This is a genomic window from Hydrogenimonas sp., from assembly GCF_029932565.1.
Lineage (GTDB): Bacteria > Campylobacterota > Campylobacteria > Campylobacterales > Hydrogenimonadaceae > Hydrogenimonas.
Map to the genome: position 1 here is coordinate 1 of NZ_JAOZPV010000101.1, position 5,059 is coordinate 5,059.

Here is a 5,059-nt window from a genome sequence, read left to right on the forward strand (position 1 = left end):
GCTCCTTGTCGTTGCCCCAGTGGTAGACGACGGTTTCGATCTTGTCGGGCCACCCTTTGAAGTTGGAGCGGTCGAAGAAACGAAGTACGTAATCGAGGTAGAGAAGTCCCAGTTTCGGAAGCTTTTTCTTTTTGGCCATGAGTCCTTATCCTTTAAATGAAAATTTCGGGGTGTTATTTTTTGGTTTTACGTTCAATCAAATCGACGATCTTCTCGATCTTTTTGTCGTTGAAGTCGAGGCCCATCTTCTCCTGCTCCGGCGTTGCGAATGCGGGAATGCCATTCACTTCGAGCACGATGTACTCCTCCTTATTGCGGTCGTAGATGATGTCGACACCGGCGATCTCCAGGCCCGTCACTTCCGCGGCCCGGATCGCCAGATCGATCACGGCGTCGTCCGGTTCGCGCAGAAAGACGCTTCCGCCGCTCGTGACGTTGGTGCGCCAGTCGTCGCCCCCCGCTTTGCGTCCGTAACAGCCGATGTATTCACCGTCGACGATATCGACGCGATAGTCGGTGCGGTCGTAGTCGATGAACTTTTCGACATAGAAGAAGCGGAGGTCCATCTGGTTCAGAAAGGGCATCAGCATGTCGAGTGTCTCCTTGCTGTCGATCTTCGTCAGCCCCACGCCGCCCCAGCCGTCGGTAGGCTTGTAGACCATCTGCTGCCACTCCTGCATGAACTTTCGCAGCCGGTCGCCGTCGTCACGATGGCAGAGGCGGAAGTCGGCGGTGGGTACGCCGTGGTTGCGCAGCAGATGGGATGTCTGGAACTTGTCCTCGGTCAGTGCGAAGGAGCGGTAGTTGTTGAGACAGGGAACGATGTGGTCGATCGCTTCGTAAAGAAACATCTGATACTGCGTCTGCTCCCCGGCGTTGTAGCTGAAAAAGGCGTCCAGCTCCTCCATCACCGTGCCGTTGCAGTGGGTCTTGCCGTTTTCGACCCAGGCGTGACGCAGGTTGAGCCCCGTCACGCTCTCGATTCCCCGCTCCTTCAGCTTCGCCACGATTTTCCGCTCGATCGCATCGCCGCCGCCGTTTTGGTACATCCAGATACCGACCCGTCTAGTGCTCATATGTTGTTTCCTTTCGGTTGTTTTCGGTCATTTAACAGAGCAAAGCCCCGAATGACAACGAAGCGCAATGACCACCGTGAAGCGGAAAATCGCCTACTCTATAACTCCATGCTCCTGATGATGCAGCAGCACTTTCGTCATCAGGTCGATCCGTTCGTCGAAACTCTTTTTCAGTGCCCGCTCTTTCGGTGTGTGGTCGCCATCGCCGTAGGGGCCCAGCCCGTCGAGCGTCACGACACCCGATGATGCGATGATGTTCGCATCGCTCACGCCGCCGCGTTTTTCGGTCAAAAGCCGCTGTCCCGAGATACGCTCCATTGCATCGATCAGCGTCGTCTGCCACGCATTGGGCTCCATGACATCACGCTGGATCGAACCACCCAGCATCGCCTTCGTGCCATCCACATACGACATCCGCACGGCTTCGTCGAGTCCGGCCATCAGCCGCTCTTTCTCTCTGTGGTCGGCATAGCGCAGTTCAAGCAGGAGTTTCGCCTGCGGGCTGATCGTATTGGCGCCGATACCCCCTTCGATCTTCCCGACATTGACGGTCGAGCCTTTTCCCAGGTCGGTCATCGCCACCAGTTTCTGCAGTTTCATCGCCGCTTCGAGATTCGCGTCCGCACCCTTGGCATAACTGGTCCCGGCATGGGCGGCGATCCCTTCGATCGTAATTTCGAAAGTTCCGATCCCTTTGCGTCCGACGACGACCTCCATATCGGGTCCCGCCGCCTCAAATACGAAACACTTGTCATACTGCTTTGCCAGTTCAGCACTCAGTATCTTCGAATCGTCGCTGCCTGTCTCTTCGTCACTGACGAAAAGCACGTCGATGTCCTCGATTTTTCCATATCTGTCATATATCGCCCGCAACGCTTCAAGCGCCACGACATTGCCACCTTTCATATCGCAAACACCCGGACCGTAGACCCATTCGTCGTCTTCCCTCCACTCGTCAAAAACACCCGCGGGAAATACCGTGTCAAGATGCCCGAGAAGAAGAATTTTTTCACGTCGTTCCGATTTCGGAGAGACAAAATGAAGATGGTCGCCGATCAATTCACGCCGATGTCTGTCGGTCCGATACCCCAATGCTTCCAGCCATGCCGCAAACACTTCGCCGACTGCATCGACTCCCCGCTTGTTCTGCGTATAGGAGTTGATGCGCACCACTTTTTCAAGATCAATTTTCCACTGCATGCCAGCCCAGCCGTTCAAAATATTTCGGGGATTTTACCATTTAAAGGATATATTATTAATTAATGTAAACAATTATTTATTGCAAATCTTTTTCGAGAGGGCCCGAACCACCTCAAACTCCAGATAGGCATGGGGATAGTCGGAGAGTATCTTTTTTGTCTCTTTGTAACCGAGCACCTGCCTGCCTCCGCTCACGCCGCTGTGCTTGATGTAACGGAGCATCGACAGCGGATTACGGAAATAGAGTCTGTATGTCAAAACATCTATCTCGGCATCGAAATGCTTTCCAATCGTTTCGATCGTTTCCTCTCTGGATCGAATGGGAGAGGGCGTGCCGGTGATGTTGCGTATCGCCGCAAAAGTTTCCGACGTGAAAATCGTCATGGCCACAGGACGGCCGAGACCGGCCATCCGCTCCAGCGTCCAGTCGAGATTTTTGCTCCATTGCAGCGCCGACGACGAGACAAGCAGATCGAAATCGAGCCCCTGAAGCGTTTCGAAAAGTGACGCATCATTAAAGTCGCCAACCATTTTGACGACCCGCTCATCGTCCGGATGCAGGGTCAGCATCTCCGGTGCGATATCGATGGCATAATATGCTATGAACGATCGTTCATATGACTTGAGAAAGCCGCCACTTCCGCATCCCAGGTCAACAATGGAATCGAACGGACCGTTGATTTTCGAAACCAGCGCAGAGGCGACACGCTCCTGTATGAGACTGTATCGGTCGTAACTGTGCGCATGACGCCGAAATTGTGCATGATGCATCATATTTACTTTTCAGACATGTTTTAGATATAATAGCGCGCTAATTATAACCAAAGGCTTTTTCAACAATGATTACTATCCTTTTTGTCGCCCAGATCGTTCTGGCGGTTATCCTGACAATACTCGTACTACTTCAGAAAAGCTCATCGATCGGCCTCGGCGCCTACAGTGGCTCAAACGAATCGGTTTTTGGCGCAAAAGGACCGGCCGGTTTCCTGGTCAAGGCGACATTCACCGTCGGCCTGATTTTCGTATTCAACACCATCGCACTCGGTTACCTCTACAACAAGACCTACAACAAATCGGTCGTCGACGAGATCAAAACGGAACAGAGCATGCCGACCCCACCTGCTGTTCCCGAAACTCCGGCCGCACCGGCTGCTCCTTCGGCCCCTGCAGAACCGGCTGAATAACAAACCCCCTTCTCATGCGTTATCTCATCGGCCTCTGGCTCATTGCATCGAGTCTCCTGGCCGATGCGCACATTTTCGTCTACCACCGCTTTGGCGATGCACGACACGCCTCCACCAATACCTCGATCGACACACTTAAAAAACAGTTCGACTATTTCAGGAAGCACGGCTACGAAGTGATTCCGCTTTCGAAACTCGTCGACGCGCTGAAATCCGGTAAAAAAATCGACGACAAATGGGTCGTGCTGACAATCGACGACAGTTACAGAAGTTTCTTCACCAACGGTCTTCCGGTTTTCAAGGCTTATGGCTATCCGTTCACCCTTTTTGTCTATACGAAAGCGACCGAAGAGGGGTACGGCGATTTTATGACATGGGACCAGGTCAATGAGGCCAAACAATATGGTGAACTCGGATTCCATTCCCACACCCATCCGCATATGGTCTCCAAAAACGATGGATACCTGCGAAAAGATTTCGAAACCGGTCTGGCACTGATGGTAAAGCGAACCAAAATGCGGCCCCGCTATTTCGCCTACCCTTACGGGGAATATGACGCGCGCGTCAAAGGCATTGCCGAGGAATTCGGATTCGACGCCATCTGCAACCAGAATGTCGGTGCCGTTTCGAACGCTTCCGACATTTACGATATCGACCGTATCGCACTGACAGGCGACACCGAACTCCGAAGCAAACTCACGATCGGATTCCTGCCTGCCCATTGGATCGAACCGCGTGCCTGGCCGGAAAAAGGTATCGTCAAAAGGGTGACGGTGGAAACGAACAGTACGGCAAAGCGCGGACAGCTCTATCTGACCGGCTATGGATGGCAATGGGTCGATCTGAAGGACGGACGGGTGGATACGTTGCTCGACAAACCGCTGAAAAATCGTCGCAGCCGTCTCATTTTAAAGCTTGAAAACGATAGAATATCGACAAAAATTCTCGTCAAACCGTGAAGGAGCAAAGATTATGGAAGAACTGAACGAAGTCTACGACTATGCCAGGGAGCATATGGACAAAAGCCTTGACGTCCTGAAAAAAGATTTCAGCACGATCCGCACAGGTCGGGTGTCGACCCATATCGTCGACAACATCAAAGTCGACTACTACGGCACACCGACACCCTTGAACCAGGTCGGAAGCGTCATCGCTACCGATGCACAGACCATTACGATCAGTCCGTGGGAAAAAAATCTGCTTCCAGAAATCGAACATGCCATCCAGCAGGCCAATATCGGCGTCAATCCCAACAACGACGGTGAAACGATCAAACTCTTCTTCCCGCCGATGACGGTGGAACAGCGCCAGGAGAGCGCCAAACAGGCCAAAGCGATGGGCGAAAAGGCCAAAATCGCCATCCGCAACATCCGCCGAGACGCCAACGACAAAGTCAAAAAACTGGCCAAAGAGAAGGTGATCACCGAAGATGAAGAGAAAAAGGGACTCGACCAGGTCCAGAAAATCACTGATGAATATATCAAAAAGGTCGACGAGCTGGTCAAGGCGAAGGAGCAGGAAGTCCTGAAAGTTTAGTGAAAAACTAAAAACTAAAAACTAAAAATTGTTCGCGAAGCGATTCACGTCAACTTTTAGTTT

Annotated in this window: 6 protein-coding genes; 3 read left to right on the plus strand and 3 right to left on the minus strand. The window is 52.4% G+C overall.

The genetic code is table 11. From position 1 onward, the window contains the following. Positions 1-173 precede the first annotated feature (173 nt). The 3 genes from Q1K24_RS09165 to Q1K24_RS09175 form a co-directional block, all read right to left on the minus strand. Positions 174-1,076 carry an ATP-grasp domain-containing protein gene (locus tag Q1K24_RS09165; RefSeq protein ID WP_300369224.1) on the minus strand — a complete coding sequence of 301 codons (903 nt, stop codon included), beginning with the start codon at positions 1,074-1,076 and terminating at the stop codon, positions 174-176. Positions 1,077-1,169: 93 nt separating this feature from the next. After that, positions 1,170-2,276 (minus strand): M20 family metallopeptidase, encoded by a 1,107-nt coding sequence (locus Q1K24_RS09170; protein ID WP_300369226.1) that lies wholly within the window; start codon positions 2,274-2,276, stop codon positions 1,170-1,172. A gap of 72 nt (positions 2,277-2,348) precedes the next feature. Beyond that, positions 2,349-3,047: a methyltransferase gene (locus Q1K24_RS09175; protein WP_300369229.1), complete on the minus strand. Its 699-nt coding sequence runs from the start codon at positions 3,045-3,047 to the stop codon at positions 2,349-2,351. 68 nt (positions 3,048-3,115) lie between these two features. Here Q1K24_RS09175 and secG point away from each other — a divergent pair, with 68 nt between their 5' ends. From secG to frr, 3 genes are read left to right on the plus strand one after another with little or no spacing between them, the layout of a single operon-like run. Further along, on the plus strand, positions 3,116-3,460 hold the full coding sequence (gene secG / locus Q1K24_RS09180; protein ID WP_300369233.1) for a preprotein translocase subunit SecG: 345 nt from the start codon (positions 3,116-3,118) through the stop codon (positions 3,458-3,460). Between the two features lie 14 nt (positions 3,461-3,474). After that, complete coding sequence (locus Q1K24_RS09185) at positions 3,475-4,419, plus strand: polysaccharide deacetylase family protein (RefSeq protein ID WP_300369236.1); 945 nt, start codon at positions 3,475-3,477, stop codon at positions 4,417-4,419. A gap of 13 nt (positions 4,420-4,432) precedes the next feature. Then, positions 4,433-4,996 carry a ribosome recycling factor gene (frr, locus tag Q1K24_RS09190; protein ID WP_300369239.1) on the plus strand — a complete coding sequence of 188 codons (564 nt, stop codon included), beginning with the start codon at positions 4,433-4,435 and terminating at the stop codon, positions 4,994-4,996. The last annotated feature ends 63 nt before the right edge of the window (positions 4,997-5,059 follow it).